The organism is uncultured Chryseobacterium sp., from assembly GCF_936933875.1.
GTDB lineage: Bacteria > Bacteroidota > Bacteroidia > Flavobacteriales > Weeksellaceae > CAKZIK01.
Genome location: NZ_CAKZIK010000022.1, coordinates 68,451 through 95,074, shown reverse-complemented (window position 1 = coordinate 95,074; position 26,624 = coordinate 68,451). Strand labels below are relative to the sequence as shown.

General features: G+C 36.9%; 26 protein-coding genes. 14 read left to right on the top strand and 12 right to left on the bottom strand.

Going from position 1 to position 26,624, the window contains the following annotated elements; all coding sequences use genetic code 11:
- Positions 1-128: 128 nt before the first annotated feature.
- The gene (locus Q0252_RS03410) at positions 129-2,267 is read right to left on the bottom strand and encodes a S46 family peptidase (protein WP_297983858.1); all 2,139 of its coding nucleotides are present in this window, start codon (positions 2,265-2,267) and stop codon (positions 129-131) included.
- A 96-nt stretch (positions 2,268-2,363) separates the two neighbouring features.
- Here Q0252_RS03410 and Q0252_RS03405 point away from each other — a divergent pair, with 96 nt between their 5' ends.
- The 8 genes from Q0252_RS03405 (at position 2,364) to Q0252_RS03370 (ending at position 7,345) form a co-directional block, all read left to right on the top strand.
- On the top strand, positions 2,364-2,801 hold the full coding sequence (locus Q0252_RS03405) for an META domain-containing protein (RefSeq protein ID WP_297983856.1): 438 nt from the start codon (positions 2,364-2,366) through the stop codon (positions 2,799-2,801).
- 78 nt (positions 2,802-2,879) lie between these two features.
- Entirely contained in the window at positions 2,880-3,146 is a 267-nt protein-coding gene (locus Q0252_RS03400; RefSeq protein WP_297983853.1) for a SemiSWEET family transporter, read from the top strand.
- A gap of 1 nt (position 3,147) precedes the next feature.
- On the top strand, positions 3,148-3,414 hold the full coding sequence (locus Q0252_RS03395) for a SemiSWEET family transporter (protein WP_297983850.1): 267 nt from the start codon (positions 3,148-3,150) through the stop codon (positions 3,412-3,414).
- Positions 3,415-3,502: 88 nt separating this feature from the next.
- A complete protein-coding gene (hflX, locus tag Q0252_RS03390) occupies positions 3,503-4,714 on the top strand; it encodes a GTPase HflX (RefSeq protein WP_297983848.1) in 1,212 nt (403 codons plus the stop codon).
- Positions 4,715-4,786: 72 nt separating this feature from the next.
- Complete coding sequence (locus Q0252_RS03385; RefSeq protein WP_367174813.1) at positions 4,787-5,116, top strand: four helix bundle protein; 330 nt, start codon at positions 4,787-4,789, stop codon at positions 5,114-5,116.
- Positions 5,117-5,155: 39 nt separating this feature from the next.
- Positions 5,156-5,869, top strand: coding sequence for a DNA alkylation repair protein (locus Q0252_RS03380; protein ID WP_297983845.1), 714 nt, complete (start codon positions 5,156-5,158; stop codon positions 5,867-5,869).
- On the top strand, positions 5,869-6,216 hold the full coding sequence (locus Q0252_RS03375; RefSeq protein ID WP_297983842.1) for a DUF6122 family protein: 348 nt from the start codon (positions 5,869-5,871) through the stop codon (positions 6,214-6,216). Before Q0252_RS03380 ends, Q0252_RS03375 begins: the two co-directional genes overlap by 1 nt.
- 55 nt (positions 6,217-6,271) lie before the next feature.
- The gene (locus Q0252_RS03370) at positions 6,272-7,345 is read left to right on the top strand and encodes an ionic transporter y4hA (protein WP_297983840.1); all 1,074 of its coding nucleotides are present in this window, start codon (positions 6,272-6,274) and stop codon (positions 7,343-7,345) included.
- Here the strand turns inward: Q0252_RS03370 and Q0252_RS03365 are convergent.
- Complete coding sequence (locus Q0252_RS03365) at positions 7,342-7,734, bottom strand: group III truncated hemoglobin (RefSeq protein WP_297983837.1); 393 nt, start codon at positions 7,732-7,734, stop codon at positions 7,342-7,344. The genes Q0252_RS03370 and Q0252_RS03365 overlap by 4 nt on opposite strands.
- 330 nt (positions 7,735-8,064) lie before the next feature.
- Here Q0252_RS03365 and Q0252_RS03360 point away from each other — a divergent pair, with 330 nt between their 5' ends.
- Complete coding sequence (locus Q0252_RS03360) at positions 8,065-8,559, top strand: YkgJ family cysteine cluster protein (RefSeq protein ID WP_297984047.1); 495 nt, start codon at positions 8,065-8,067, stop codon at positions 8,557-8,559.
- A gap of 102 nt (positions 8,560-8,661) precedes the next feature.
- On the top strand, positions 8,662-9,054 hold the full coding sequence (locus Q0252_RS03355) for a hypothetical protein (RefSeq protein ID WP_297983834.1): 393 nt from the start codon (positions 8,662-8,664) through the stop codon (positions 9,052-9,054).
- Positions 9,055-9,234: 180 nt separating this feature from the next.
- On the opposite strand, the gene gdhA is transcribed toward Q0252_RS03355, so the two are convergent.
- From gdhA to Q0252_RS03340, 3 genes are all read right to left on the bottom strand, one after another.
- Positions 9,235-10,593: an NADP-specific glutamate dehydrogenase gene (gdhA, locus tag Q0252_RS03350; protein ID WP_297983830.1), complete on the bottom strand. Its 1,359-nt coding sequence runs from the start codon at positions 10,591-10,593 to the stop codon at positions 9,235-9,237.
- 193 nt (positions 10,594-10,786) lie between these two features.
- On the bottom strand, positions 10,787-11,896 hold the full coding sequence (dprA, locus tag Q0252_RS03345; RefSeq protein WP_297983827.1) for a DNA-processing protein DprA: 1,110 nt from the start codon (positions 11,894-11,896) through the stop codon (positions 10,787-10,789).
- A 33-nt stretch (positions 11,897-11,929) separates the two neighbouring features.
- Positions 11,930-12,700 (bottom strand): rhomboid family intramembrane serine protease, encoded by a 771-nt coding sequence (locus Q0252_RS03340; protein ID WP_297983824.1) that lies wholly within the window; start codon positions 12,698-12,700, stop codon positions 11,930-11,932.
- Between the two features lie 52 nt (positions 12,701-12,752).
- Between Q0252_RS03340 and Q0252_RS03335 the strand changes: the two genes are divergently transcribed.
- Positions 12,753-13,982 carry a DUF3078 domain-containing protein gene (locus Q0252_RS03335; RefSeq protein ID WP_297983821.1) on the top strand — a complete coding sequence of 410 codons (1,230 nt, stop codon included), beginning with the start codon at positions 12,753-12,755 and terminating at the stop codon, positions 13,980-13,982.
- Positions 13,983-14,226: 244 nt separating this feature from the next.
- Here Q0252_RS03335 and Q0252_RS03330 read toward each other — a convergent pair whose 3' ends face one another.
- The 4 genes from Q0252_RS03330 to Q0252_RS03315 form a co-directional block, all read right to left on the bottom strand.
- A complete protein-coding gene (locus tag Q0252_RS03330) occupies positions 14,227-15,759 on the bottom strand; it encodes a YifB family Mg chelatase-like AAA ATPase (RefSeq protein WP_297983818.1) in 1,533 nt (510 codons plus the stop codon).
- Between the two features lie 95 nt (positions 15,760-15,854).
- Positions 15,855-16,934 carry a mannose-1-phosphate guanylyltransferase gene (locus Q0252_RS03325; protein ID WP_297983815.1) on the bottom strand — a complete coding sequence of 360 codons (1,080 nt, stop codon included), beginning with the start codon at positions 16,932-16,934 and terminating at the stop codon, positions 15,855-15,857.
- A complete protein-coding gene (locus tag Q0252_RS03320; RefSeq protein WP_297983811.1) occupies positions 16,935-17,528 on the bottom strand; it encodes a SprT-like domain-containing protein in 594 nt (197 codons plus the stop codon).
- Position 17,529: 1 nt separating this feature from the next.
- On the bottom strand, positions 17,530-18,873 hold the full coding sequence (locus Q0252_RS03315) for a TolC family protein (protein WP_297983809.1): 1,344 nt from the start codon (positions 18,871-18,873) through the stop codon (positions 17,530-17,532).
- Between the two features lie 113 nt (positions 18,874-18,986).
- Here Q0252_RS03315 and Q0252_RS03310 point away from each other — a divergent pair, with 113 nt between their 5' ends.
- The gene (locus Q0252_RS03310) at positions 18,987-20,507 is read left to right on the top strand and encodes a GH3 auxin-responsive promoter family protein (protein ID WP_297983807.1); all 1,521 of its coding nucleotides are present in this window, start codon (positions 18,987-18,989) and stop codon (positions 20,505-20,507) included.
- Positions 20,508-20,834: 327 nt separating this feature from the next.
- Here Q0252_RS03310 and Q0252_RS03305 read toward each other — a convergent pair whose 3' ends face one another.
- Positions 20,835-21,431: a superoxide dismutase gene (locus Q0252_RS03305; RefSeq protein ID WP_297983804.1), complete on the bottom strand. Its 597-nt coding sequence runs from the start codon at positions 21,429-21,431 to the stop codon at positions 20,835-20,837.
- 156 nt (positions 21,432-21,587) lie between these two features.
- The gene (gene rho, locus Q0252_RS03300; RefSeq protein WP_297983801.1) at positions 21,588-23,315 is read right to left on the bottom strand and encodes a transcription termination factor Rho; all 1,728 of its coding nucleotides are present in this window, start codon (positions 23,313-23,315) and stop codon (positions 21,588-21,590) included.
- 154 nt (positions 23,316-23,469) lie between these two features.
- On the opposite strand from rho, the gene Q0252_RS03295 reads away from it, so the two are divergent.
- Entirely contained in the window at positions 23,470-23,859 is a 390-nt protein-coding gene (locus Q0252_RS03295) for a DUF4293 domain-containing protein (RefSeq protein WP_297983798.1), read from the top strand.
- 106 nt (positions 23,860-23,965) lie between these two features.
- Positions 23,966-25,804, top strand: coding sequence for an ABC transporter ATP-binding protein (locus Q0252_RS03290; protein WP_297983795.1), 1,839 nt, complete (start codon positions 23,966-23,968; stop codon positions 25,802-25,804).
- A 152-nt stretch (positions 25,805-25,956) separates the two neighbouring features.
- Here Q0252_RS03290 and Q0252_RS03285 read toward each other — a convergent pair whose 3' ends face one another.
- Positions 25,957-26,619, bottom strand: a complete 663-nt coding sequence (locus Q0252_RS03285; RefSeq protein WP_297983793.1) for a phosphatidylserine decarboxylase family protein — start codon at positions 26,617-26,619, stop codon at positions 25,957-25,959.
- Between the last annotated feature and the right edge of the window lie 5 nt (positions 26,620-26,624).

Genomic DNA, 26,624 nt, shown 5'->3' with positions numbered 1-26,624 from the left:
AATTGTTGGAAATCCTGGTATTAATAAACCACTCTAAATGTAATTATTGATACAAAAAACTGTATGAATTATTGCAAATAAAAACGCCGCAGCGAAGCTGCGACGTTCAATTATAACAGTGTTGTATATTATTTTACAAACTTCATTTCACTAATTAAGTGACCTGCTTTACCATATTTTTCAATAATCCAAAGAACAAAACGGATATCAACGTTGATGGTTTTCTGCCATTCTTTTTCGAAAACGATGTCGCCACTTAAAGCTTCACTGTTTCCGTCGAAAGCAAGACCAATCAACCTTCCGTAACCGTCCATAATTGGAGAGCCTGAGTTTCCACCCGTAATATCATTATCAGAAAGGAAGTTCACCGGTAATGTTTTATTCTTTTTGTCCGCATATTGTCCCCAATCTTTTTTAGCTACTAAAGCCAGGAAATCTGCAGGTAAATCAAACTCTTCATCACCTTTTTTGTACTTAGCAACCAATCCATTAATGTCTGTGTAATAATTATTTTTCTCTTTAATACCGAAGTATTTTCTGTCCGTTCTTTCCGGTAGCGTAGCAATTTTTCCAAAAGTTACTCTCATTGTTGAGTTGGCATCCGGATAAAATACTTTGTCCGGTTGAGATTTTCTCAAACCATCAAAGAACAGTCTGTTGTTTTTAGCAAAATTTTCGTCCACTTTTACCCATCTTTCACCTGCAAGTTTTTGGTCAGCCATGTACCCATTTGCTAGTTTCAATAATGGGTCTGCGTCAATTTTCAATCTGTCCGGATTGTTTACAAAAGCCATTGCAGATTCTTTATTCGCAAAAATAGAAGCAAAAGCCATGTTAGAAAGTGCGGAAGCGTTTGCAGCCATTAAAGTGGGAGAAGCTACATCTTTGTTTACTCTTTGCTGATAAAGATTGACCATAGAGTTCAACATTTCGCCTTCTAAATTCGTATTGAATTTATCATAAGCATTGTTAATAGCATCTGTAACTTTAGTTTTCATTGCTGCTTTTCCTGCAGCATCTTGGTCAGCATAAGATTTCAGCAAAGCACCTAAAGAATACGCGTAAGAAATATATTTAGCATTTCTCTGAAGTTGAGCTCCGTAATTTCTTTCAACACCTCTGTTCGAAGTTTGTTGATAGTAAGCCTGAATATCTTTCAACACAGAGCTGTAAGTTGCCTCATTTTCACCTTTTAATGCCCATGTATTGTAGGAATTTTCCAAAGCCTGCTTGTCGGAAATTGTTCCGTTTTTATTTACAGCGTCAATAGTTCCCTGTCTGTTTTTCCAGTAGTTTGCAACTCCTGCGTATTGTGAAGCGTAGTTCAGTTTTGTAGCCTGGTCTTTGTCCATGTATTTTTTCATCACGTCCATTGCCAGTTTCGAAGCTTCTACCCAAGCCGGATAATCTTTGTTCACCATTTGCTCAATTCCGTAAGATGTAAGGTAACGGTTTGTTCTTCCTGGGAAACCAACGATCATGGCAAAATCATTGGGTTTATAACCTTTTAAAGAAATTGGTAATGAATGTTTTGGCTTTAATGGAACGTTGTTTACAGAATATTCTGCAGGATTGTTGTTCGCATCAGCATATATTCTGAATACAGAGAAATCCGCAGTATGTCTTGGCCATTCCCAGTTATCTGTGTCACCACCAAATTTTCCTAAGGAAGCAGGAGGTGTTCCTACAAATCTTACATCGTTATAATCCTGATATACAAAATAATAGAACTCATTTCCGTTAAAGAAATCTCTTACAACAACAGTATATTTTCCGTTTCCATTGTTTTCTTTTTCAATGGCTTTGTATTCGTCATCGATGATTTTTTTACGGTCAGCTTCTGCAACACCGTTTAGTTTTGCATTAATTCTTGCTGAAACATCGTCCATTCTTACCAAAAATCTTACTTTAAGTCCTTTAGCAGGAAGTTCTTCAGATTTTTTCTTTGCCCAATAACCATTCGTTAAATAATCTTTTTGAGGAGTAGAAAGTGCCGCAATGTTCCCGTAACCACAGTGGTGATTCGTGAAAAGTAAACCTTCCTGAGATACAATTTCTGCAGTACAACCACCGCCAAACTGTACGATAGCGTCTTTCAAGCTTGAATTATTTACAGAATAAATTTCATCCGCAGTAAGGTGAAGCCCCTGTTTTTGTAAATCTGTACCGTTAAGTCTTTTAATCAATGTGAAAAGCCACATTCCTTCATCGGCTCTCAACTGCATAAAACTCAACATAAATGTGAGTAGCAAAAATATTTTTTTCATTTACTTAAAAATTTTAATGTCGCTAAATTAACCATTTTAACGCAAAAACAAGCTGAAATTGGTACAGTTTTGGGTTAAAATTTTCATAAAATCAAAATGATGAAAATGCTTCTTAAGACTTTCCTGTTCATTTCCTCTTTCTTCATTTTCCAAAGCTGTGCCTCAGGAAAAAATAATCCCGATGAGCTGAACCGGCAATGGATGCTGATTGAATTTCAGAACTTTAGCCGAGATTTAATGGTGAAAAACAATGCTCAAATGGATTTAAGCCAAACAAAATCTCCCAAAAACCTGTGGAAGGCAAAAATGGGTTGCAATCAAATGTTTTTTGAAGCAGATTTCAAAGCCAATGGAACCGTAAAATTCTCGGATGTTGGAAGCACCATGATGTATTGCGAAAACAATATGAAACTCGAAGATGCTTTTGGAAAAGCACTTCCGTTGATGACGAAATATGAAATTGATGGACATCATCTCACCCTTACAGACACAAAAGGAAACCAAATGAAATTTGTCGCTGCAGATTGGGATTGAAAAGATTGGTGATAAGCGATAGGTAATGAGTAATTCTTTATTTTTGTACTGTTACTCATCGCTAATTATCCATTGCTCATGAACTTTAACCCAGAAATTATAGGTCTTGCCGGAGGATTTTTGTCCTGCATCACCTTCGTTCCTCAAATTTTTAAAACCTGGAAATCAAAATCTGTAAAAGATATTTCGGTTTCCACCTTCCTCATCGTTTTGGCAAGTACCATAATTTGGATTGCTTATGGTGTTTTCAAAGACAGTATTTCGGTAATTCTTACCAATATTATTGTATTTCTTACCGCCGTTATTATGCTCTGGATGAAATGGAAGTTTACAAAAAAAACGTAATATGCTAAATATCAATCCTGAAATTATCGGTTTTGTTGCTGGAGGTTTGTCTTCATCACTTTTTATCCCGCAAATATTTAAAATATTGAAAGAAAAATCTACGGATGAACTTTCTTGGCTTACCATAATCATTGGTGTTGTCAGCTCTTCACTTTGGTTATGGTACGGGATTCTAAACAGCCATATTTCTATGATCGTTACCAATTCTGTTTCAATTTTAGCTTCAGTGATTTTGTTGGGTTTGAAATGGAAATTTTCTAAACAATAAAAATTTAAAATAAAATTAAGGCGAACAAAATTCTTAATTTTGCCAAAAGCGAAAGCAAACCGCCCCACGCGGAAAGCAACAATAATATATGCTCGAAAAAAAAGAACACATCTACGAAAGAGCCGTTTTGGTAGGCTTAATTACCAAAGATCAGGACGAAGATAAACTCACAGCATACCTTGATGAACTCGGGTTTTTGGCTTATACCGCTGGAGCAACTGTGGACAAACGTTTTACACAAAAAATGTCTCAGCCCGACTCCAAAACTTTTGTCGGAAGCGGAAAAGCGGAAGAAATTCGTGATTATGTAAAAGAAAACGAAATCGGAACCGTTATTTTCGATGACGAACTTACGCCGTCTCAGCTCAAAAATTTAGAAAGAGAACTCGAAGTAAAAATTCTCGACAGAACCAATTTGATTCTTGATATTTTTGCGCAAAGAGCCCAAACTTCATACGCAAGAACACAAGTGGAACTCGCTCAGTATGAGTACCTTTTGCCACGTTTAACCAGAATGTGGACCCACTTGGAACGTCAACGAGGTGGTATCGGAATGCGCGGTCCCGGTGAAACAGAAATCGAGACCGACCGAAGAATTATCCGCGACAGAATTTCCCTGTTGAAGGAAAAACTCAAAACGATCGATAAACAAATGTCCACACAACGCCAAAACCGTGGAAAAATGGTTCGTGTTGCGTTGGTTGGTTATACGAACGTTGGGAAATCCACGTTGATGAATGCGCTTTCAAAGTCTGAAGTTTTCGCAGAAAATAAATTGTTTGCAACACTTGACACCACAGTAAGAAAAGTCGTTATCGGAAATTTACCGTTTTTACTAACCGACACCGTTGGTTTTATCAGAAAATTGCCGACACAGTTGGTGGAGTCTTTTAAATCAACTTTGGATGAGGTTCGCGAAGCGGATTTGCTGGTTCACGTTGTTGATATTTCGCACGAAAGCTTTGAAGACCACATCAATTCTGTCAACCAAATTCTTCAGGAAATAGATGCGCACAGAAAACCGATGATTATGGTTTTCAACAAGATAGATGCTTTTGCGTACGAGAAAAAAGATGAAGATGATTTAACGCCTTCTTCCAGAAAAAACATTTCTCTGGACGAATGGCAACACACTTGGATGGCAAAATCTAAATTCCCTACCGTCTTTATTTCAGCATTAACGAAAGAGAACTTCCCGGAAATGAAGAAGTTGATTTACGATGAGGTCTTGAAAATCCATATTTCAAGGTTCCCTTACAACGATTTTCTCTTTGAGTATTTTGATGATGAGGAAGTTTAGAAATTATTGAGTCGTGAAGTCGTAAAGTTGATTATTGATGGAACATAAATATTACTTTGAGAAACTTGATGTTTGGCAAAACGCGAGAGCATTTGTAAAAAATATTTATGTTATCACAGATGGTTTCCTGAAAAAGAAAAATTTGGAATTACTAACCAAATTCGAAGAGCTTCTTTAAGTATAACAGCAAATATTGCTGAAGGTTTTGCAAGAAGCACAAAGGTGGAAAAAGCAAGATTTCTAAATATCTCGTACAGTTCCTGCATTGAGGTTATTAATTTTCTCATTCTTTGTTTAGATTTAAAATTTTTGAACGAAGATGAATATCAGAAATTGAGAAGTAATGCAGAAAAAATTTCTAATCAGTTGATCGCACTTCACAAATCAGTCAATGCAAAATAATTTTACAGCTTTACAACTTTACAACTCAACGACTTTACAATGATAAATGACATCCAACAAGCCTTTGAATTCCTTTCCAGCAAAGAAAAGGCAGAATTTTTTCCGCGTTTTTTCAAGGCTGGTCCTGGTGAATATGCTGAAGGTGATGAATTTATGGGCGTTACCGTTCCCGACCAAAGAAAAGTGGCCAAAGAATTCTGGAATAAAATTTCTCTCGAAGAATTGGCAGAATTGCTTTCATCCAAAATTCACGAACATCGTCACACTGCTTTGCTGATGCTCGTTACAAAATTCGAAAAATCAAATGATTCAAAAGAGAAAGACGAACTTGTAAAATTTTATCTGAAAAATAAAAAGTTCGTTAACAACTGGGATTTGGTGGACAATTCGTGCTATAAAATTTTGGGACGGTATTGTTTTGAAAATCAAGATGATACTATTCTTAAAGAATTATCCGAAGAAGAAAATCTGTGGAGCAAAAGAATCGCAATTGTTTCTACCATGTGGCACCTCAAAAAAGGAAACAGTTTTGAACTGTTGAAAGGATTGGCATTGAAAAACCTACACCACGAACACGATTTAATGCACAAAGCAAATGGTTGGTTGTTGCGCGAAATGGGTGAAAAAAACCAACAAGAACTCATGGATTTCCTCAAACGGCACTACAAAAAAATGCCCAGAACCACACTTCGTTATTCTATTGAAAAACTGGATGAAGATTTGCGTCAGGATTTCTTAAAAGGCAGAATTTAATGGGCGAGTTTTTATATTTACGAGAGTTTGTGCACTACTTTCTGCACATTATTTTTCCGGCAGTAATTGCTTACATGTTTTTTCGAAAAGAATGGAAGAAAGCTTATCTCATGATGTTGGCAACGATGTTGGTGGATGTAGACCACGTTTTCGCCAACCCAATTTTCGACCCCAACAGAAGCAGCGTAGGATTTCATCCTTTACATACTTATCCAATGATTGCGCTTTACTTTTTAGGTGTTATATTTCTAAAAGGCAACTACAAAATCATCGCAGTAGGTTTGCTTTTTCATATGTTTACCGATTTTCAGGATTTTTATTTTTGGCGTTGTTTAGCTCAGATTTAATTAAAATTTGATTTGTTTTAGGACGAAAAAGTCGTATTTTGTAAAAAATCAAAATATGAAGCTGCGCTATTTCCTAAAATGGTATAATATTCTTCCCATTATTTCTGCAATCTTTTATCTCTCTGGTTTTCTGAAAGATGCCGGAACTTCTGCCAATACTATCGGTGGAATACTTCTTTTTGGAAGCGTTCTTGCTGCAGTTCATCATGCTGAAGTTGTGGCACACAAAGTTGGCGAACCTTATGGAACCATTGTTTTGGCCATCTGTATTACGATTTTGGAAGTGGGATTGATAATATCCTTCATGCTTTCCGGTGGAGAAGGAGCAATGACTTATCCAAGAGATACCATTTTTGCGGCAGTCATGCTTATTTTGAACGGAATTTTAGGAGTCTGTATTCTCGTTGGAGGTGTAAAATATAGTGAACAGTTTTTTGCGCGAAGTTCCGCAACAACCTACTTAGTAAGCTTAATTGCTATCCTTGTTCTCACACTTATTTTACCGAATTTTACCTCAAGTGTTCATGGTCCGTTTTATTCGGAACCGCAACTTATTTTTGTTTCTATTGCCTGTCTTGTGATTTATGGCGTGTTTCTGATGGTACAAACCGTAAGACACAGAAATTATTTTATTGTAGAAGGAGCCGAAGAAAATGGAGGAGAACTTCCATCAGTCCAAAAAACTTTTCTAAGCCTTTTTCTTTTGGTTGTCTGTCTCGCAGTCGTAATTTTTATGGCAAAAGGACTTTCTCCTGTTATTGAAGACTTTGTAGAAAGCATGGGAGCTCCAAGAGCTTTAGTGGGGGTAATTATTGCGTCAGTGGTTTTACTTCCGGAAGGACTGGCCGCAATTATGGCTGCCAGAAAAAATCAAATCCAAACATCTATCAATCTGGGTCTTGGTTCTGCGTTGGCGAGTGTTGGTTTAACAATTCCGGCAGTTTCGGTGGTATGTATTATTTATGATATTCCGTTTGTATTAGGATTGGATATTAAATCCATCATTCTGCTTGCGCTTTCAGTTTTTATCGTGATGCTTTCTTTAAGCCGCGGCAAAACCAATATCCTTTACGGAACGGTATTGTTGGTAAATCTTGCAGCCTATATTTTTACCGTAATTTTTCCTTAAGGTTTTCCGGAAAGTCTCGTCGCGGTTTCCATTTTAAAAGCCATTAAATTGGCGATATTCGAAGCTTTGTAAATTGCCAAATCTGCGGTTTCGCCTGCAAAATTTTCTTCCACGGTTTCAGTCCAGAGTTTCAGCCAGTGTTCGAAATGAAATTTTTCCATGGGTAATTTTTCGTTAATGGGAAAGTGCGCTGCCATTGGATTTCCTTTGTAAGAAACCTGCCCGAAAAGCAACGTTTCCCAAAATTTGTACATTTTCGGGAGATGTTCGCCCCAGTTCACTTTTGCAATATCGTTAAAGAAGAAGCCAATCGTTTCGTCCTGTCCAACTTTGTCGTAAAATTTATTCACAAGCAACTCGATATCCTCTCTTGTTTCCAACTTTTTCATGCCTCAAAATTACGGTTTTTTAAAAAGATTGGTTATGAGTGTAATCATCATTTTTATGGCGGACGAACGCTACGTCCGCTGCAATCTTTTTACGCGGCGGCGAAGCCGCCGCGTAAAAAGGATTTTCACTTCCATCGCTGCCGCATTCAGGATATCAAAAGAAAGGTCTTGCAAAAAATAAAAAAGAATTGAGTGACATTGTCAACTTTGTCCCAACCTTATCAAACAATCTCAAACATAATCAAAAATTTCATCTTGCTTATTTAACTAAATTTGCCACAACGTTATCAAGCAAGTTCAAACTCTCAAACAACCTCAAACCAAAAATCTTTGGATTTAGAATTCTACAAAAAACAGGCGCTTCAAAAACAAAAGGAACACAAAAAATTCCTTGAAACGCTCAAAAAGAAACTACCCAAAAATCTCGATTATGTGGTGGAAGAAACCCATGAACAGGTATTTGAAAAAATAGATTGCCTTTCATGTGCAAACTGTTGCAAAACAACCGGTCCGCTTTACACAGAAAAAGATATTGAAAGAATTTCCAAACATCTTCGCATGAAACCTGCTGATTTCGAAGCAAAATTTTTACGAGTAGATGAAGACAATGATAAAGTTCTCCAAAATCTTCCTTGTTTCTTTCTGAATGAGGATAACACCTGTTCCATCTACGATGTCCGTCCAAAAGCCTGTAGAGAATATCCGCACACAGACCGTAAGAAGATTTACCAAATCAATCATTTAATGTTGAAAAACACGGTAATTTGTCCAGCAGCATTTTCGTTTTTGGAAAAATTAACGGAAAATCTCAAAAATCAACGTTAGAAGATCTCAAAAAATATTAAACAATCTTAAAAAAATCTTTTCCAGATAATTTATCAGCTTTAACCAGCGTTTATAATGGCGTAAACTAAAAAATTTAAAATTATGAAAAGGTTACTTTTCGCGGCGGTATTTGCTGCAACAGGTTTTGTGATGGTTAACGCACAAAAGACAGAAACTAAGGCTACAGTTACACAGCAATCAACAACAGCAGATTCCGCTGTAATGAAAACGCTTAAAGGAGCAGATGAAAAAACAAAAGAAGTTTCACCTTTTGCATCTGTAACAGCACAAACAGCCACAACAACTTCTGTAACAGGAGCAGAAAAAGCAGCAGAAGTAAAAGCGACAACTCCGGCTGTAGATGCGGGTGTAAATGCAAACCTTAACGCTCAGGAAAATGCCAATGCAAAATCAGCAGTTGCAGCACAAACTGAGGTAAAAGCAGAAGTTTCTGCTGATAAACCTAATAAAGAAGCAAAAAAATCTAAAAAATAGATTTTATTCAGTAAAAAGTAAAAATTGAAGAAGAAGGATACGGTTTTCGTATCCTTTTTTTATGCAAAAAAATTCCCGAACAAAAACGTTCGGGAATTTCCTTTCACTTTACTTTTTATTTCCCATTATCCCGGGACAGGATTTATCAATAAAAAAGCCCGAAAATTTCCGGGCTTTTTTTTATACTACACCTTGAGCCAACATTGCTTCGGCAACCTTTACAAAACCTGCGATGTTTGCACCTTTTACATAGTTAACATAACCGTCTTCCTCTTTCCCGTAATCTCTACAAGCTTTGTGGATTCCAATCATAATTTCTTTCAGTCTTGCATCTACTTCTTCAGACGTCCAGTTCAAACGGATAGAGTTCTGCGTCATTTCCAAACCTGATGTTGCAACACCACCTGCATTGGAAGCCTTTCCTGGGCTGAACAACACTTTGTTATCCAAGAAATAATTAATAGCGTCCAGAGTTGAAGGCATGTTTGCAGCTTCAGTTACACACATACAACCGTTGGCAACCAAATGTTTAGCGTCCTCCAAATCCAGTTCGTTTTGGGTTGCACATGGGAATGCTACATCACATTTTATTTCCCAAGGACGTTTTCCGGCAACAAATTTTGCATTAGGATATTTGGTAATATAATCTTCAGCTCTGTTGTTTCCAGAGTTACGAAGTTCCAGTAGATATTCAATTTTATCTCCGGAAATTCCGTCTTCATCATAAATATATCCATCTGGACCAGAAATAGTTAAAACTTTTCCGCCCAGTTCTGTCCATTTTTTAACAACACCCCAAGCAACGTTACCGAAACCGGAAACTGCAGCCGTTTTTCCTTCAATTTTTTCGCCTTTAGTCTTCAACATTTGCTCTGCGAAATATACCACACCGAAACCGGTAGCTTCAGGACGGATTAATGAACCACCGTACGCCAAACCTTTTCCGGTAAGCACTCCTGTAAACTCGTTTCTGATTTTTTTGTACTGTCCGAATAAGTATCCGATTTCTCTGGCTCCAACACCAATATCTCCTGCAGGAACGTCAGTTTCCGGACCAATGTGTTTGCAAAGTTCCGTCATGAAAGCCTGGCAAAAACGCATTACTTCCATATCCGATTTTCCTTGCGGGTCGAAATCCGAACCTCCTTTTCCACCTCCCATCGGAAGCGTCGTTAAAGAGTTTTTGAACGTTTGTTCGAATGCTAAAAATTTCAGTACAGAAAGGTTTACAGTTGGATGGAAACGGATTCCCCCTTTGTATGGACCAATTGCAGAATTCATTTGAATTCTGAAACCTCTGTTTACTTGGATTTCTCCTTTATCATCTACCCATGGAACTCTAAAGATGATGATTCTTTCAGCTTCTGCCATTCTTTCCAAAAGCTTCATTCCGTTGTATTCTTTTCTTGTAGCGATAAACGGAATAACGGTTACTGCAACTTCTTTTACAGCTTGTAAAAACTCAGGTTCGTTTGGGTTCTTTGCTTCAATTTTTGCAATAAACTCCTGAATTTTCTGGTCAACATTATAATGTTCCATATCTTAAAAAGGGTGATTAATATTGTCAACAAATTTAATTTTTTTTTCAATATTCGCAAGTCTCGAAATGTTATTTAACGAAAATTTATTGTTTTTGCGTTAAAATTTTACTAAATTCATAATTTATACCATAACATTGTGGAAAATAGTTTGTTAACACTTAATTAATGCATTATTATGAAATGCATTTTTTCTATATCACCAGAAATTGTCTTCCCGAAAATGTTTTGATGTGTCCCGAAAGTTCCAGTTCTAAGATTAAAGGCAAAATTTTGTAGGTTGCAAATTCAGAAAGGTCTGAAAGTTCATCTAAAGTAATGTAAGGATTCTGTTTAATGAAATTATAGATTAACTCCTGTTTTTCAGTGAGCTGCAGTTTGATTTCGGAGGTTGGGAAAAGTTCGCCTGTGCTTTCTTTTGGTTTGTTGAATCCTAAATTTTCGACCAAATCTTTAATGGTGGTAATCGTAAAAGCTTTGTGATGCGCAATCATTTGGTTGCAACCTTGGCTGTATTTGTCAGTGATTTTTCCGGGAAGCGCATAAACGTCTCGATTATAACCATTCGCAAAAGTTACGGTACTGATGGAACCACCACCAAACGCAGATTCCACTAAAATGGTTGCGGGAGAGAGCCCAGCAATAATTCGGTTTCGCTGAATGAAATTTTCCCTGTCGGGTTTTTGGGAAGTATTAAATTCAGTGAAAAGAGCGCCATCGTTTTCCAAAATTCTTTCGGAAAGCAATTTATTCTTTGAAGGATAAAAAGTGTGAAAACCATGGGCTAAAATGCCAACTGTTGCAATATTTTTTTGCAAAGATTTTTCATGAACTTCCGCATCTGCACCTAAAGCAAGTCCGCTAATCGTTACAACGCCATGGTTTTTTAGTTCTTCTAATAAATCTTCAATAAAATGTTTTCCGTAAGCGGTACAGTTTCTTGTTCCAACAATACTTATCGCATTTAATTTTTCGGGAAAAATTCCTTTTTCATACAAAACAGAAGGAGGGTCATCACATTCTGAAAGTAAATTCGGGAGTTCATTTTTGTGTCTTAACCTGATGTTGATTCCATTTTTCTCGCAGAACTTCAGTTCTTTTTCGGCAAAATCAAGAATGCTTTTCTCGCCAATTTCAGCAGAAATCTTTTGACCAATTCCGTTAATTTTCTGAAGTTTTAATTTTGGAGTTTTCCATACTTCTTCCGCAGAACCGGCATTTTCAACCAATTTTTTAAAGTTGGAATCTCCCACGAAAGCGCACTTCCTCAGTGCGATGGAATAAAGATGTTCTTCGGAAAACATTTGTGTTATTTACAGGTAAATGTACGGAAAAAATCAGCTGTTACTACGCAGCTCATCGAGTCTGTCCCAAATTTCATCCTTTTTCTTGTAAGGCATTTCCAAAAAGTCTTCAGGGTGATGTTCTTTGTAGTCCTGCCACAGTTTATCGTCCTTTTCATTATAATAATTAGGATATTCCCAGATAAATTTTTGTTTTCTTTCCCCAATTCTTTTAAAAATGAAAGCCAAAATTACTCCAACTATAGCTCCTGAAAGGTGACTTTGCCAAGAAATTCTGCTTGGCTCTTCCAAATTATAAAATAATTCTTCCGGAAGCATTCCCCAAACCAAACCACCGTAATACAATGCAACAGCAAGAGAAACGGTCAAAAGTTTCATATTCCAACGAAAAACGCCACTAAAGAATAAGAAAAACGCCAAAACATACACCAAACCACTGGCTCCAATGATGCAGCTGTAAAACATTTCGCCGGTGAAAATATCTATTGGCGGAAGAAGCCAGACCAAAAGTCCGGAAATAACCCAGCCTGTAAAAAATATTTTGTTGGCAATTTTAGGATAGAATTGATAAAGCAAAAACATCAGCCCCGCGATTGGAATAGAATTTCCGATAATGTGTTCGTAATTTCCGTGAAGTAGCGGACTCAAGAATATTCCTTTCAAACCTTCCGGAACTAAAGGAATAATTGCACCATTACAGGCTTCAAAAAAACAATGATTCTGCAGGAAAAATCCAAACCACATCGCGCAAAGCATGAGGAAAGGATATAATACCGCTTGTGGAGAGATTGCTTTTTTAACCATTGATTATTTTTCACAAAAAAATTGCCACAAAAGAAACTCTGCAATTTTGTCTATGAATTTATCTAAAATTTTGGTTTTAGGACAAAAAGAACACATTTTGAGCATAAGATGTAAGTTTAAAAGTTTAAGATGTTCTATTTTTGCACTGATTTTTAATGAATTTGGTTTGAAAAAATTACTTCTTCTTATCCTGATGTTGGTGATGGGCTTTAATTTTGCCCAACGAAATAAAAATTTTCAGAAACAGATAGATTCCATTTCGCAACAGCGATGGGACAGTGTTGCGCTGGATTTGGACAGCCTTGCGAATCCGGTGTACGTTGAAATTGATGTAAATCCGAAAGATACGGTTGTTGTTGAGGATGAAATTTTTGTTCCCCAAGTTCCGGAAGAAGTTCCTATCACACCTTTTAACTTAGTAAACAGCGTTGAAGAGCAGCGTTGGTTTTTCTTTGGACAGAATAATTTGGTGTTCAATCAATCTACCTTTTCGAACTGGAACAGCGGTGGTAACAATAATATTGGTGTTATTGGAAAAATAAATTACAATTTAAGCTATAAAAAAGATAAACATTATCTTGAAAATATATTGCAGTTGGGTTATGGTTTTGTGGCTGCAAAAGGACAAAGCACCAGAAAAACTGAAGATTATATTAATTTAATGACCAATTACGGGTATGAGTTAGGCAGGAATTACTATCTGTCAACAGGTTACCAATTTTTGTCGCAATTTACGCCGGGTTATAATTACGGACTTACTCCTGATCCTAATTATGAAGACCGTGTTTCTAAATTTATGGCTCCAGGTTACTTGAATGCTGGTTTGGGTATCGCTTACAATCCCAACGAAAATTTTCAGGTCATCTTCAGACCTTTGAACGGTAAATTCACTTTTGTAACAGATCCGAAATTACAGGTTGCAGGAAGATATGGTTTGGAAAAAGACGGACAAAGCGTAAGAAGTGAGCTTGGTGCAATGCTGAATATTTTGTACAGAATCAAAATTATTAAAGACATTAATCTTATTAACCAGCTTAATTTCTTCTCTAATTATCTATATCATACCGAAAGAGTCGATATCAATTATTCCGGTGTGCTGAATATGAAATTCAATAAATTTATTAATGCCGTGGTAAGTTTAGATATGGTTTACGATCACGATCAAATTCAAAAAATGCAACTCAAGCAAACGCTCGGAATTGGATTTACTTATAATCTTGGGGCAGAAGCACAACCTAAAAACACCAATAAAAAGAACATTAAACCATTCATTAGCAAGTAAATAATTTTTTTTTCTTGCTGTATTTTTTATATTTTTGCACTCTCAAAAATGAGGGCCTTTTAAGGAGATTTTCTTTGCGCTCCATTTATTGATAATTTTTTTGATACAAAAACACAATTGAAACTGGATCTAAGCAAATGATTTTGCTTTAAACATATTCAAAACAAAAACAGGAATTTTTTAAATTCCAAAACAGACACAAATGCCTATATAGCGGAATCCACTTCAACAGAAGTGGATTTTTTTATGCGTTCCAAAATTCGCGATCAAGACTGCGGTACTGAATAGCTTCTGCAATATGATTGGAATTTATTTTTTCAGATTGTTCTAAATCTGCGATCGTTCGCGCAACTTTCAAAATTCTGTCATAAGCTCTTGCTGAGAGATTGAGTCTTTCCATAGCCGTTTTGATGAGATTTTTTGACGTTTCATCGAGTTCGCAATGCGCTTCAATTTCTTTTGGACCAATTTGCGCATTGTAGTGAATATCAGAATTTTTATAGCGCTCCTGCTGAATTTTTCTAGCATTTAAAACCCTTTCACGAATACGTTTGCTGTCTTCGCCTTTTCTTTTGTCAGAAAGCTGTTCGAACTCTACTTTTTGAACTTCAATATGAATGTCAATTCTGTCCAAAAGTGGTCCAGAAAGTTTGTTCATATATCTTTGCATCTCGGAGAATGAAGAAGTGTTGTTGGGATCGTCGGGAAAATATCCACTCGGACTGGGATTCATACTTGCAATCAGCATAAAACTTGCGGGATAGTTAATCGTAAATTTTGCTCTGGAAATAGTGACTTCTCTGTCTTCCAAAGGCTGTCTCATCACTTCGAGAACCGTTCTTTTAAATTCGGGCATTTCATCCAGAAACAAAACGCCGTTATGCGCCAAAGAAATTTCACCTGGTTGAGGATAACTTCCTCCACCAACTAACGCGACATCAGAAATGGTATGGTGTGGAGAACGAAACGGACGAACAGTCATCAACGAAGTTTCAGCACCAATTTTTCCGGCAACTGAATGAATTTTTGTGGTTTCCAGAGCTTCTTTCAAAGTTAAAGGCGGCAAAATGCTCGGAACTCTTTTTGCGAGCATTGTCTTTCCACTTCCGGGAGGACCAATCAAAATAATATTATGTCCACCTGCAGCTGCGACTTCCATTGCACGTTTTGCGGTTTCCTGCCCTTTTACTTCAGAAAAATCGAACGGAAAGATATCCATTTTTTCGTGGAATTCTTTTCTCGTGTCGAGCTCTGTTCTAGTTAACGGAATATCTTCGTTGAAAAAATCGATTACTTCTTTAATATTTTCTACACCGTAAACTTCCAAATCTGCAACTATGGCTGCTTCTTTGGTATTTTGCTGGGGTAAAATAATTCCTTTAAATCCTTCTTCTCGGGCTTTAATGGCAATCGGAAGTACGCCTTTTATTGGTTGTAAACCTCCATCCAAAGAAAGTTCGCCCATGATGATATAGTCTCCAAGGTTTTCAGCCTTTATCTGGTCTGAAGCTGCGAGAATTCCAATAGCAATGCTTAAATCATACGAGGAGCCTTCCTTGCGCAAATCTGCAGGAGCCATATTGATGGTAATTTTTTTTCCGGGAAGTTTGAAACCGACATTTTTCAGCGCTGCAGAAATTCTGTGAGAACTTTCCTTGATGGCATTATCGGGAAGTCCTACTAAATGGTAACCAACGCCTTGGTCAACATTCACTTCAATTGTGATGGTTTGCGCAGAAACTCCATGAATAGCACTTCCGTAGATTTTTACGAGCATATTTGTGTTTTATCTAATAAAATTAATAAAAAACTCAACACAAAGGCACGAACCAAATTAAAAAAAAAATCCGAAGCATTTGCTCCGGAAATGTATTAGATGTATTTATCTCCTTTTTTTAAGTTCTTCAAATCGAGGACATAATCTTTTATCAATTGGTCGTTGTCGCGTGGACAAATGAGTAAAGCTTTTTCGGTATCGACAATGATGTAGTTTTTCAAACCATCAATTACAGCAGCTTTTTTATTGTTTTTCAAACGGATAATATTTCCTCTTGAATTGTAAGTCAGAATATTTTTAGATTTCACCGCGTTATTGTTATCATCTTTTTCTGCATTCTGATAAACGGAAGTCCACGTTCCCAAATCGCTCCAACCTAAATCTGCAGGAATTACATAAACGTTTTTCGCTTTCTCCAAAATTCCATTGTCTATTGAAACTTTAGCCACTTTCGGGTAAATCAGTTCGATGCATTCAGCTTCGCGGTTGCTGTTATATTCGCAAAAATTAAATTGCTGAACCATTTCCGGAAGATGTTTTTCAAACGCTTTTAAAATGGATTTTACATTCCAGATAAAAATTCCGGCATTCCAAAGGAAATCACCACTTTCAAGAAAGCTTTTAGCGATTTCAAGATTTGGTTTTTCGGTAAATGTTTTTACTTTAAAAACTTCGTCTTTTTCGTTCGCCAAATATTGGATGTAGCCGTAACCTGTATCAGGACGCGTTGGTTTGATTCCTAAAGTAATTAAATAATCATTTTGAGAAGCCAAATCGAAACCAAGAGAAACCTTCTCTATAAATTTTTTCTCCTTTAAAATTAAATGGTCCGCAGGAAGCACAATCATGTTTGCCTCAGGATTTTTCTCCGCGATTTTGTTTACCATATAAAGGTTGCAAGCAGAAGTGTTCTTCATCATCGGTTCTCCTACAATATTTTCGGCGGGAACATCCGGAAGTTGGCTTTGGCAAAGCTCAACATATTCTTTATTGGTAATCACAAAGATATTTTCATTCGGAATAATCTGGCTGATTCTATCATACGTCTGCTGAATCATCGTTCTTCCTGTTCCTAAAATATCCTGAAACTGTTTTGGGAATTTTATGGTACTCATCGGCCAGAAACGGCTTCCGATACCTCCTGCCATAATTACGCAGTAATTGTTGGTGCTCATTTAGATGTCTGTTTTTTCAACTTTGGCTAAAGGTTTAAAAATATAATTTTTGCCGTTGCTGAGATTTTTGCAAATATAATTCTTTTTCAGCTTTTCCTGGATAATATACGTTTGTTGTCTGTAAATGAATTTGTTGCCGACTTCAAGTTGCTCAATAAAATAATGATTTTCTTCCAGATTTTCGATGTGAAAGTATCTCACCAAATCGGGACTCGCCATAAAATTGGCTTTCGGCGACAGTGAAAATTTTTTGATAATAGGTTTTAAATCTTCTTCATAGATTTCAATACTTTCTAAAAGCATATCGCGAAAAGTATGTTTCCATTCCATTCCGTGCGGAGCAATTCGGCTTCCAAATTTTTCGAATGCCAAAAGATGTGCGAGTTCGTGAGTGAGAACAAAAAAGAACAACTGTGGTTGCAGAGTAGAATTCACCGTAATCTGATGCGATTTGTCGGGCATTCTACGGTAATCTCCTAATTTACTGTTTCTTCCACGCGTAATTTTGATATGGATATAATGCTCACCAAACCATCTTCTGAGGTAGGGAAGTGTATTTTCGGGAAGATATTTTTCTAAATTTTTTACAGACATTTTACAGACTCAAAGGAATTCCTGCATAGAAATTCAGGAGTTTCTGGCTGAAAAGATAGTTATATTTTGCCTGTGCAACCGAACCTTTTGCATTCGCATAGTTGTTTCGGGCAATATTCAAATCGTAAATCGTCGTTCTTCCGGCTTCGTAACTTTTCTCAGCAAAATCAAGCGCTAAAGCAGAACTTTTCTCGGCTTCAACAGCGGCAAGATAAACTGCGTAATTGCTTTCTGCATTGAACTGTGCACGCTGAACATTTTGCAAAACTTCCTGTTTTTGCAGGCTTAAAGTATTTTTTGCAATTTCTTCATTGAGCTTAGATTGTTCTACCTGAAGCTTTGTAATTCCTTTATTGAAAATCGGAATACTTGCAGAAACGCCAATTTGTTGCCCAAAATTATCTTTGTATTGAGTAAAGAAACTTTTCTCCGAAATATATAGTTGAGAGCCGCCAATATTGTTGGTTACCAGTGAATTATAATAATAAGTTCCAATTCCCGCATTTGCTGAAACGGTTGGCCAAAAGTTGGTTTTCACAATTTCAGTTTGTGCTTCCGCAGATTTTATTCTGCTTTCGGAAGCCTTTATTTGAGGCTGATTTTCGTAGGCTTTATTAATAACATCTTCAGCAGAGTAAAGAGGAGCATCCAATTTGTTTTGGAGTGCAACATCTTGAACATCAAAATTTTTGTAGTCTTCTATTTGAAGCAGCTGTGCTAAGCTGAATAATGATCTTTTAGTATTAATTTCCGCCGTTTTTACATTCTGTTTTTCTCTTGCAACTGCAGCTTCGGCTTCAGCAAGTGTTGTTTTTGGAGTAGTTCCGACTTCAGTTGTAATTTTCGCTCTTCTGTACATTTTGTCAGCATTATCCAGAGCGCTTTGGTTTATTTTTTCGATTTCTCTGTTCAGTAATACATTCAAATATTGTTCAGCAACCTGCAAAGAAATATCATTTTTAATTTTTTCCAAATCCTGCGAAGAGGCTTCTACATCGAACTCATTTTTGCGAACAGTTTTTTCTAATCTTCCGTGGTTGAAAAGTAAAATATCTCCACTTACATTCGCATTGTTACTGAAATTATCGTTTCTCTGGCTGTTCCCAAAAACATCCTGTCCCTGTCCAAAATTAAAAGTATTGCTTACATTTCCGGCAACTCGCGGCAATTTTTCTTTCTTGGAGATTTCCAGCGTATTTTCCTGGATTTGTTTATTGTAATTGCTTTGGCGAACCTGAAGATTATTTTCAACAGCATAATTTACGGCTTCCTGAAGCGTCCATTTTTTTTGAGAAAAAACAGCAACTGCGCTTAGTGAGAACAGAAATGCAAAAACCTTAGTCATTTTTAGCTTTTAGAATATTAGACGAATGTTTTTTTAAATTGTTACAAATTTTTAGTACTCTGAAACGATGAAATGGTTTTACAGGAACGAAAGTTTTTATTATTTTTGTCAGAATGGCAACAAAAGCACTTTTCAATTCGGTGGTGAATTGGTTCATCAAGCAACGGATAGACCAAATTCAGAATTTCATGAACGACCCGATTGAAACGCAACAAGGCGTGCTTTTTTCCAATCTTTTCAGGTCTGAAGAAACTTTTTACGGTAAAAAATTCGGCTTTAAAGATATTTCTTCCATACGAGATTTTCAGAATCGGGTTCCGATTGTAACTTATGAAGATTTCGAACCTTATATTGAAAGGGCAAGACAGGGAGAACGAGATGTCATTTGGCCGGGAAGCATTCGTCATTTCGCCAAATCTTCGGGAACTACGAACGCGAAAAGTAAATTCATTCCTATTACAGACGACAGTTTGGAAGACTGCCATTATAAAGCCGGAAAAGATTTAATCTCTATTTACGCCAATAATCATCCTGAAAATCAACTTTTTACTAATAAAAATTTACGGTTGGGTGGAAGTTCCGAAATGTATGGCGACTTCAATACAAAATATGGTGATTTATCTGCCATTTTAATTGAAAATTTGCCTTTTTGGGTTGAAATTACCACAGTTCCGAGCAAAAAAGTGTCTTTAATGTCGGAATGGGAAACCAAGCTTCAGGCGATTGTTTCCGAAGTAAAATCTGAAGATGTCGGAAGTTTAACAGGAGTTCCAAGTTGGATGATGGTCTTGCTTCAAAGAATTCTCACCGAAACTGGAAACGGTTCCATTTCAGAACTTTGGCCGAATTTGGAAGTGTTTTTTCACGGTGGAATCAGTTTCAAACCGTATCGAGAACAATACCGAAGCCTTATCGGAAAAAACATCAATTACTACGAAATTTACAATGCTTCGGAAGGATTCTTCGGGATTCAGGACCAGGATGGCAGTGATGAAATGCTGTTGATGTTGGATTACGGCATATTCTACGAGTTTATCCCGATGGAAGAGTTCGGTTCATCCAATCCAAAAACGTTAACGCTTGAAGAAGTGGAAATCGGTAAAAATTATGCGTTGGTAATTTCTTCCAATGGTGGATTATGGCGTTATTTAATTGGTGACACAATTCAGTTTACGTGTTTAAATCCGTTCAGAATAAAAATTTCGGGAAGAACGAAACATTATATCAATGCATTCGGTGAGGAACTGATGATTGATAATGTGGAAACCGCAATTTCGCATGCATGTTCAGCAACTGAAGCGGCAGTTTCGGACTACACTGGAGCTCCAATTTATATGAAGGACGGCAATTCGGGAGCACATGAGTGGATTTTCGAATTCAATAAATCGCCCAATAATCTCGACCATTTCACTCAGGTTTTTGATGAAAGTCTGAAGGCTATCAATTCGGATTACGAAGCAAAACGGTACAATAATATGACGTTGAATAAGCCTGTAATTCACGTTGCAAAACCACAACTTTTTTATCACTGGATGTCAGAACGCGGAAAACTCGGCGGACAAAACAAAGTTCCGAGATTAAGTAACGACAGGGAATATATAGAACCTTTGCTTAAAATGAATTCACAGTTTTAACCAGGGTTTTCAAAACACGCACATCATTGTAGAGACGCGATTTATTACGTGTCACGAACGTAACCACAATTTTTTCAACCACAAAAGTCACAAAAGTCATAAGTTGAAAGTTACACTGCTTAAAAGTGAACATAAGAATAGAATCTGGGAAAATCCATTTAATCTGCGGGAAATAAAACCACAAAGTCACAAAAGATTTAAGTTGTAAGTTAAACTGCATAAAAGTCAGCATTAGGAACATCTGCTCTATCAGCTAAATCTGCGAGAAACGAAAAAGAAAAAAGCCGTCAAACGACGGCTTTCCTATTGAAATTTCTTGGATGATTTTTATCCGTTGAATTTTTCTTCTACTTTATCCCAGTTAATCACATCGAAAAACGCGGTAACATAATCCGGTCTTCTATTTTGGTAATTCAGGTAATAAGCATGCTCCCAAACATCAAGACCAAGAACCGGCGTTCCTTTACAGTCTGAAACAGGCATCAAAGGATTGTCTTGATTTGGAGTTGAGCAAACTGAAACAGAACCGTCATCATTTTTGCACAACCAAGCCCAACCAGAACCGAATCTCGTTTTCGCAGCTTCAGTGAAATCTGTTTTAAATTTTTCGAAACCTCCATAAGCTTCAATCGCAGCTTTTACATTTCCTACAGGTTCTTTGCTTCCTCCTGGAGTTAAAATTTCCCAGAAAAGCGTGTGGTTGTAATGTCCGCCTCCGTTGTTTCTTACCGCAGGTTTGTCGGTACCTGTTTTGCAGATTTCCTCGATGGTTTTATCTGCCAAATCTGTTCCTTCAATTGCTTTGTTAAGATTATCAATATAAGCTTGATGATGCTTTGTATGGTGGATTTCCATTGTTTTTGCATCAATGATTGGTTCCAAAGCGTCGTACGCGTATCCTAATTTTGGTAATTCAAATGCCATAATATTTAATTATTTTTAATTAACCCAAAGATAAGACTTACCAAAAATTTTCTCATTATAAATTTTCTTAAATTATTTATAAAAGTGATAGATGTAAACAAAAAACCGCCCAAATCGGACGGTTCGTATTTCAAATTTCGTGATTCGTATTTCAAATTATCTGTTCATCGACATCAAAAACTCCTCATTGTTCAGGCTGTTTTTCATGCTTTTTTCAACAAATTCCATGGCTTCCACAGGATTCATATCGGAAAGATATTTTCTCAGAATCCACATTCTCTGTTGCGTAACATCGTCGAGAAGCAAATCATCTCGTCGTGTTGAAGATGCCACCAAATCAATCGCAGGATAAACACGCTTGTTCGCAATTTTTCTATCGAGCTGAAGTTCCATGTTTCCGGTTCCTTTAAATTCCTCGAAAATCACTTCATCCATTTTAGAACCCGTGTCAATTAACGCAGTTGCGATAATCGTTAAAGAACCACCACCTTCAATATTTCTTGCAGCACCGAAAAATCTTTTTGGTCTGTGAAGTGCATTGGCATCAACACCACCGGAAAGAATTTTTCCTGAAGCAGGCGTAACGGTATTGTAAGCTCTTGCCAAACGCGTGATGGAATCCAAAAGAATCACCACATCGTGTCCGCATTCTACCATTCTTTGCGCTTTAGAAAGAACAAGGTTGGCTACTTTTACGTGTTTTTCTGCAGGTTCATCGAATGTTGAAGCAATGACTTCCGCATTCACGCTTCTTTCCATGTCGGTAACTTCTTCCGGACGCTCGTCAATCAGCAAAATCATCATGTAAGCTTCAGGATGGTTTGCAGAAATGGAGTTCGCGATATCTTTTAGCAACATGGTTTTACCTGTTTTCGGCTGTGCAACAATCATGGCACGCTGTCCTTTACCAATTGGCGTAAATAAATCCACAATTCTCGTAGAAAGTGTAGCGTTTTTACCCGCCAAATTGAATTTTTCTTCCGGGAAAAGCGGCGTCAAAAATTCGAAAGCTACTCTGTCTTTGATGAATTCAAGTTCGCGACCGTTAACTTCCGTTGGTTTCTGAAGTGAAAAATATTTTTCGCCTTCTTTAGGCAAACGAACAATTCCTTTTACCGTGTCTCCGGTTTTCAAACCATAATTTCGGATTTGTGCTGTAGAAACATAAACATCATCCGGCGAAGAAATATAGGAGAAGTCCGAGGAACGAAGGAATCCGTAATTGTCGGGAAGAATTTCCAAAACACCTTCAATCGTCACCAAACCGTCAAAATTATAATCTTTTTTGTTGGCATCTTCGTGGTTTTCACCGTTCTGATGATTTTTTTGATTAGGATTTTGGTTTTGATTTCTGTTTTGGTTCTGGTTCTGATTTTTTTGCTGTTGATTTTGCTGATTTCCGTTTTGGTTTTGGTTTTTGTTTTCAACTTTTGGTTGAGGTTCAACAGTAGTTTCAGTTTCAGCAGCAGCTACAACTTCTTCGTTGGAATTAGGGATACGCTGCCTTTTTTTCTTTTGCTGATTTTGGTTGTTTGTCGGTTTTTCCGCAGGAGTTTCTGCCTGAACTTCCGTTTTTGGCGTAGCTTCAGTACCTTCAAAATTAATTTCACCTGAAGCTTCAGCTGGTTTTTCAGTCTTTTTCTTAGGAGCCGGCTTTTTGGCTGCCGGTTTTTTAGCAGGCGTGCTGCTTTCTTCTGTAGTCATCGGATTTTCTGTAGCGTTATAGTAATCTTTTGCTGCTTTGGTATTGGTAGCCTGAAAATCCAGGATTGCAAAGATTTTATCATTTTCTGTGCTGTTTTTAGCAACTTTAACGCCCAAATCCTTGGAGATTTTGGCCAATTCCGCATCGGATTTTGACCTTAACGTTTCAATGTTAAACATAAATGTATGTAAAATGTTTTTTCTAAAATGTGTGAGATAAGAATGTGAAAGTCAGGCGACTTTCAATAATTATGACGTGGTTGTACACTGCAAATCTACACTAATTTTTGAATTAAGCAAAATTTGTGCTATTTTTGCCCTGTTTTATTAGAAAATGCTACAAAGAATACAAACAATATTTATGGCACTTGCAGTTTTAGCTGCTGTGTTTCTGTTTGTTACATCGCAGGATGTTGACGCTTTCGGAAGTTTACCATCGATGATGATTGGCTGTGTAGTTTTGGTTTTAACCGGACTTTTGAGCATATTTTCTTTCAGAAACAGAAAAAGACAGATTTTGCTGAATAACATCAGCATCTTCATAAACGCTTTGTTGATTGGTGTATTGATTTACTGGCTGCAAAACTTATCCGGAGGAATTAAATTTCCTGAGAAGGGTATTGAGCCAATATTTCCTGTCCTTGCGATTATCTGTTTGTTTATTGCAAACATTTATATCCGAAGAGATGAAAGGCTTGTAAAATCTGTAGACAGACTTCGGTAACCTTACAACGATTTTTTTGAGTGTAAACAGTCCTGAATTTTCGGGACTGTTTTTTTTAGGAATGAGCTATTAAAATTTCAGTAATTTTGCCGTTCAATTTTATTGGATGAAACCATTACAGCGCATTTTATATTTCGCAAAACCACACCAAAGATTTCTTTATTTAAGCATCTTATTTAATATTCTATATTCTGTTCTGAATATTTTTTCCGTCGCCACAATGCTCCCAATTTTGGGTTTGATGTTTGGGACGATGGAAAGGATTGATACCTCGAAGGCTCCGGTTTACAGCGGAAAATTTGCAGATTATTTTGGCTATGCGAAAGATTGGGCATATTATAAAATTCAGCTGAGCATCGATAATTACGGCGCTGTAAAAGTATTGGCTGTGCTTTGTGCGATTACAGCGGTAGCGTTTTTGCTGCGAAATATTTTCCGTTATTTGGGAGCATATTTATTGGTGAATTACCGCGTTGGAATTACCAAAGATTTGCGTACTGCCATGTACAATAAGTTTCTTAAACTTCCGGTTTCTTTCTTTACAGAACAGCGAAAAGGAGATATGATGTCGAGAATTTCGAACGATATCGGTGCTGTAGAAAACGGAATTATGGGAAGTTTAGTGGATGTAGTGAATTCGCCTTTCATGATTATTTCTTCGTTAATTACCCTTTTTCTTCTTTCGCCAAAACTGACGCTGTTTTCACTCATCGTCTTTCCAATTATGGGATGGTTGATTTCTGCTGTTGGAAAAAGTTTGAAACGACAAGCAACAGCTGCGCAGGAAGAACTCGGAAATCTTTTTTCATTGGTTGATGAAACTTTGAAATCATCAAAGGTGATTAAGATTTTTAATGCAGATAAAATCCTGAAAAACAGATTTAATACTACAACAGATAATTGGCAGAATTACGCAATTGGGATGAGTCGCCGTCGTGAAATGGCATCTCCAATGAGTGAATTTTTGGGCTCTGTAACGATTTTGCTGATCACTTGGTTTGCCGGAGTTCAGATTCTGAATGAAAAAACCATGGATCCGGAAACATTTTTGGTGTTCATCGGGATGTTTTTCCAAATTTTGGATCCTGCGAAAAAATTGTCTTCAGCTTTCTCCAATATTCAGGGTGGAATGGCGAGTTTGGACCGTGTTTCGGAAGTTTTGGATTATGATTTGAAGGTGGATGAAATTCCAAATCCAGTTGCAATTACTGGTTTGAAAGACAAGATTGAATTCAAAAACATTGGTTTTTATTACGATAAAGACAATTTGATTCTGAAGAATTTCAGTCTTACAATTCCAAAAGGTAAAACCGTTGCTTTGGTAGGACAATCAGGCTCAGGAAAAACTACGATTGCAAATCTCTTGGCCCGTTTTTATGATGTTTCTGAAGGCGAAATCTTAATAGATGGCGTGAATATCAAACATCTCAATTTGAAAGAATACCGCCATCTTTTGGGAATGGTAACACAGGAATCGGTTTTGTTTAACGATACCGTTTACAATAATATTTTGATGGGAAAGCCGGAAGCTGATTTCGAAGAACTCATCAACGCTTCAAAAATTGCCAATGCGCATAGTTTCATCGTGAATTTACCTGAAGGTTACAACACCAATATTGGGGACGACGGAAACAAACTTTCAGGCGGACAAAAACAACGTGTTTCCATTGCGAGAGCGGTATTGAAAAATCCACCGATTATGATTTTGGATGAAGCTACTTCCGCTTTAGATACCGAAAGCGAGAGACTCGTTCAGGACGCTTTGGAACACATGATGGAAAACCGTACTTCTTTAGTTATTGCACACCGACTTTCTACCATCCAAAAAGCAGATTTAATTGTCGTAATGGAGCGCGGAAATATTGTTGAGCAGGGAACACATCAGGAACTGTTTAACCAAAATGGGGTTTACAGGAAATTGGTTGAGCTGCAGAATTTTGGGTAAACGCTCGCGTCTTATTTCAAGAAACTTTATTCGATAAAAAAGTATAAATTTGTTTTACAAGTTTAAAACAATGGAAGATGATTTGAAAAAATAAATTTGCCAGGAAAACACCAATAAAAATTCGTGCATTCGTGGCAAAAATTTTAAATATTTTAAAGAGATTGCTCTTTCATTTTCGCAATTACATCTACACCACCAGTCGTTTTGTCGCCAATTTTGCAGGTAATTTCTGTATCTAAAGGCAAGAAAACGTCCATTCTGGAACCGAATTTAATAAAACCAAATTCGTGTCCAGCTTTTGCAGTATCGCCTTCATTACAGTAGAACACAATTCTTCTTGCAACATAACCCGCAATTTGTCGGAAAACCACTTTATGATTGGTTAAACTTTGCACCGCAACGGTTGTTCTTTCGTTTTCTGTAGAAGATTTTTCGTGCCATGCAACCAAATATTTTCCGGGATGATATTTTTTGTAAATCACTTTTCCGGAAACAGGATATCTACAGATATGAACATTCAAAGGTGACATGAAAATCGAAATCTGAACGGCTTTTCCCTTCAAAAATTCATCTTCTTCTACTTCTTTAATCATTACCACTTTTCCGTCAACAGGAGCAATTACATTTTCCTTATGATCCAAAATTTCTCTTTCCGGAACACGGAAGAACCAGAACACCAATCCGTAAATAACCAAAAGTGGAATAATAATTAGTAACGACCACATTTTCAGGAAATACACCGCCAAAAAGCCAACTACGGCAAAAATAATGGAAGCAACAATAATAGTTCCTGTGGATTCTCTATGTAATTTCATGATTT

Excerpts from the sequence above, each read along its gene's own strand:
- Q0252_RS03405 (WP_297983856.1), top strand. The coding sequence starts at position 2,364 with ATGATGAAAATGCTTCTTAAGACTTTCCTGTTCATTTCCTCTTTCTTC.
- Q0252_RS03355 (WP_297983834.1), top strand. The coding sequence starts at position 8,662 with ATGAAAAGGTTACTTTTCGCGGCGGTATTTGCTGCAACAGGTTTTGTG.
- Q0252_RS03305 (WP_297983804.1), bottom strand. The coding sequence starts at position 21,431 with ATGGCATTTGAATTACCAAAATTAGGATACGCGTACGACGCTTTGGAA.
- Q0252_RS03295 (WP_297983798.1), top strand. The coding sequence starts at position 23,470 with ATGCTACAAAGAATACAAACAATATTTATGGCACTTGCAGTTTTAGCT.
- Q0252_RS03330 (WP_297983818.1), bottom strand. The coding sequence starts at position 15,759 with ATGCTCGTAAAAATCTACGGAAGTGCTATTCATGGAGTTTCTGCGCAA.
- Q0252_RS03375 (WP_297983842.1), top strand. The coding sequence starts at position 5,869 with ATGGGCGAGTTTTTATATTTACGAGAGTTTGTGCACTACTTTCTGCAC.
- Q0252_RS03410 (WP_297983858.1), bottom strand. The coding sequence starts at position 2,267 with ATGAAAAAAATATTTTTGCTACTCACATTTATGTTGAGTTTTATGCAG.
- dprA (WP_297983827.1), bottom strand. The coding sequence starts at position 11,896 with ATGTTTTCCGAAGAACATCTTTATTCCATCGCACTGAGGAAGTGCGCT.
- Q0252_RS03290 (WP_297983795.1), top strand. The coding sequence starts at position 23,966 with ATGAAACCATTACAGCGCATTTTATATTTCGCAAAACCACACCAAAGA.
- Q0252_RS03340 (WP_297983824.1), bottom strand. The coding sequence starts at position 12,700 with ATGGTTAAAAAAGCAATCTCTCCACAAGCGGTATTATATCCTTTCCTC.
- hflX (WP_297983848.1), top strand. The coding sequence starts at position 3,503 with ATGCTCGAAAAAAAAGAACACATCTACGAAAGAGCCGTTTTGGTAGGC.
- Q0252_RS03285 (WP_297983793.1), bottom strand. The coding sequence starts at position 26,619 with ATGAAATTACATAGAGAATCCACAGGAACTATTATTGTTGCTTCCATT.
- Q0252_RS03310 (WP_297983807.1), top strand. The coding sequence starts at position 18,987 with ATGGCAACAAAAGCACTTTTCAATTCGGTGGTGAATTGGTTCATCAAG.
- Q0252_RS03325 (WP_297983815.1), bottom strand. The coding sequence starts at position 16,934 with ATGAGCACCAACAATTACTGCGTAATTATGGCAGGAGGTATCGGAAGC.
- Q0252_RS03365 (WP_297983837.1), bottom strand. The coding sequence starts at position 7,734 with ATGAAAAAGTTGGAAACAAGAGAGGATATCGAGTTGCTTGTGAATAAA.
- Q0252_RS03320 (WP_297983811.1), bottom strand. The coding sequence starts at position 17,528 with ATGTCTGTAAAAAATTTAGAAAAATATCTTCCCGAAAATACACTTCCC.
- Q0252_RS03315 (WP_297983809.1), bottom strand. The coding sequence starts at position 18,873 with ATGACTAAGGTTTTTGCATTTCTGTTCTCACTAAGCGCAGTTGCTGTT.
- Q0252_RS03335 (WP_297983821.1), top strand. The coding sequence starts at position 12,753 with ATGAATTTATCTAAAATTTTGGTTTTAGGACAAAAAGAACACATTTTG.
- Q0252_RS03400 (WP_297983853.1), top strand. The coding sequence starts at position 2,880 with ATGAACTTTAACCCAGAAATTATAGGTCTTGCCGGAGGATTTTTGTCC.
- Q0252_RS03380 (WP_297983845.1), top strand. The coding sequence starts at position 5,156 with ATGATAAATGACATCCAACAAGCCTTTGAATTCCTTTCCAGCAAAGAA.
- gdhA (WP_297983830.1), bottom strand. The coding sequence starts at position 10,593 with ATGGAACATTATAATGTTGACCAGAAAATTCAGGAGTTTATTGCAAAA.
- rho (WP_297983801.1), bottom strand. The coding sequence starts at position 23,315 with ATGTTTAACATTGAAACGTTAAGGTCAAAATCCGATGCGGAATTGGCC.
- Q0252_RS03395 (WP_297983850.1), top strand. The coding sequence starts at position 3,148 with ATGCTAAATATCAATCCTGAAATTATCGGTTTTGTTGCTGGAGGTTTG.
- Q0252_RS03370 (WP_297983840.1), top strand. The coding sequence starts at position 6,272 with ATGAAGCTGCGCTATTTCCTAAAATGGTATAATATTCTTCCCATTATT.